Genomic DNA, 1,895 nt, shown 5'->3' with positions numbered 1-1,895 from the left:
GGGGCCGGTACCGCCAAGGCGCATCAGATCGACGCCGAGATCGGAGCCATCGCCGGGTTGGTGATGGTGCTGGTAGGCCTGGTCAATGTACTGACCGCTCCCGCGCTGGCGCAGTTGCTGTCGCTATTCCACTATCGCTGAGTGTGGTAAAAGAAATCCCCCTGCCACCCTTGGTAAAAGAGAGGAGGGGGAGATCATTGTCTAGTGCCGGTGTCGATTCAACTAAAACGCGTAATTGAGCCTCAACCAGAAGTTATCCCCGAGCGTGCTGTTTTCGCTGCCGATATCATGGTTCCACCTGAAATTCGCTCCGAACTTTTCCGTGAAGCTGTACCCGGTGGAGAGGCCTATTTCGGTTCTTTCGGATCTCGAATCTGCCACCGTCACGCCACCTACCTGGGTGTTCGCCAGATCCCAAAAACCGCCGCCATTGACTCCGGCCACCAATTTGTCAGTAATCTGATATGCCAGGCTCATTTCAAGTTCGAGCCGAGCCGGAACTTGGGTCTGCGTGTCGGTCTCCTTGGTATGGAAATAGTTGTTGATGTTCATGTCATAGACGAACTTGCCGAACAGTTGGTTCACTGCCAGTTGGGACTCGAATATCCAGTGGTTTCCGCCAAGGTTTATCGCCTGGTTTCGGTCCCACTCCCCGGTAGGGGCCGTGATGTATGCCCAAAGCGAAATTGCCGTTTTGGTATCTTCATTGGTGTAAAGGAAAAGTCCCGGGCCAAAAATGGTATCTCCTATGCCAGATGACTTCTCGTTGAAGACCTTCTCCTCCTCAATCTTGCCGAAAGGAACAATGACCTGGAACGCCAGGGGGACTTTCCCGAGGTGCTTGTAGCCGATCACCCGCACAACCGAGACCATCGCCGTCAGGTCGGCGTCCGCGGCCTTTTTCCCGTCGGGCCCGGTGAATTCACCTGCATGGTAGTAATTCCCGTACAAGAGGCCATACACCCCGTCGGGGGCCAGGGCGTTATCGTAGGGATCGATGTTGACAGCGTTTGCCGTCCCGCCACAGAAGCAAATCAACCCCAGGCACAGTACATAAATCAGTTTTTTCATGGCACTTTCTTCCTTTCCATTGGGTGCTGTTTGCGCTTCCGGTTATTCCGGCTTTTCCGGTGCTTCCATGGGAACGACCAGGCAGGCGGAGCTCGCCTTTTTTACCACATCCCCGTGGCGAGCTTCACCTTCGACAATCGTGGCGTCGAAGTAGTGCTCACCGACCAGCTTGGTGATCTTCGCCTTCCCGACTTGCTTGTACTCGACATAGCGACCGTGTCCGATCCAGCGGTAAACAGGGATGGTCTCGCCGACGCAGAATTCAGCCTTCGCCTCCTTGGTGCCACCATGGAAAAGCCTGACCGTTTCGCCCGCCCGGTAGACGACATGATTCGACACGACTTCCGCCTTGGGCTGCGGCTTGGCGCAGGCGGTGAAGAGAGCCGGAAGAGCGATGATCAGACAAGCTGCCACTGCCAGATGCTTCAGCCTTAAATTCCTCATTGTTGCTACCTCCAGATGTTGGTTTACGCCATCAGTGCCGCTGCGAGAGCCGGTTGCTATTTCTTTGTCCCGGCGAATGCCAGAATGACGCCGAGCGCCACGCCGAGAATCGCCGCAAAACCGATCTGCATCTCCGGCGGGAGGAGGAAGGTAATGGTGTGTGCCGGTATCCAGAAGAAGGGGATCGTTTTCTTGAAGACGAAATTCCACATCACGTTCCAGTTGACCCTCTTCAGCAAAAGGGCGCAATCGATGGACGAGAAGAGGCCGCGCATGGTGCCGCCGGTCATGGCGATATGGATGTCCGACATCTTGTGCAGGGTCATGAGCACCGGGGCAAAGACCAGGTTCATCAGGACGCTGACGGAAAATGCCCGGGA

4 protein-coding genes are annotated in these 1,895 nt (G+C 55.7%); 1 reads left to right on the top strand and 3 read right to left on the bottom strand.

The window, feature by feature from the left end; all coding sequences use genetic code 11:
- Positions 1 to 141: LrgB family protein (locus tag AC11W3_RS17640; RefSeq protein WP_484093468.1), on the top strand; the 141-nt coding region annotated here is incomplete at its 5' end.
- A gap of 81 nt (positions 142 to 222) precedes the next feature.
- Here AC11W3_RS17640 and AC11W3_RS17635 read toward each other — a convergent pair.
- The 3 genes from AC11W3_RS17635 to AC11W3_RS17625 form a co-directional block, all read right to left on the bottom strand.
- Positions 223 to 1,071 (bottom strand): SphA family protein, encoded by an 849-nt coding sequence (locus tag AC11W3_RS17635; protein WP_484093467.1) that lies wholly within the window; start codon positions 1,069 to 1,071, stop codon positions 223 to 225.
- A gap of 42 nt (positions 1,072 to 1,113) precedes the next feature.
- Positions 1,114 to 1,515, bottom strand: coding sequence for a hypothetical protein (locus AC11W3_RS17630; protein WP_484090646.1), 402 nt, complete (start codon positions 1,513 to 1,515; stop codon positions 1,114 to 1,116).
- A gap of 56 nt (positions 1,516 to 1,571) precedes the next feature.
- The coding region (locus AC11W3_RS17625; protein ID WP_484093466.1) for a hypothetical protein at positions 1,572 to 1,895 on the bottom strand (324 nt) is incomplete at its 5' end.

This window comes from Geomonas sp., from assembly GCF_056994735.1.
Note: the sequence above shows the minus strand (reverse complement) of the source record. Positions and strands in the feature narration are given on the sequence as shown.

Coding starts and splice junctions, on each gene's coding strand:
- AC11W3_RS17635 (WP_484093467.1), bottom strand. CDS start 1,071: ATGAAAAAACTGATTTATGTACTGTGCCTGGGGTTGATTTGCTTCTGT.
- AC11W3_RS17630 (WP_484090646.1), bottom strand. CDS start 1,515: ATGAGGAATTTAAGGCTGAAGCATCTGGCAGTGGCAGCTTGTCTGATC.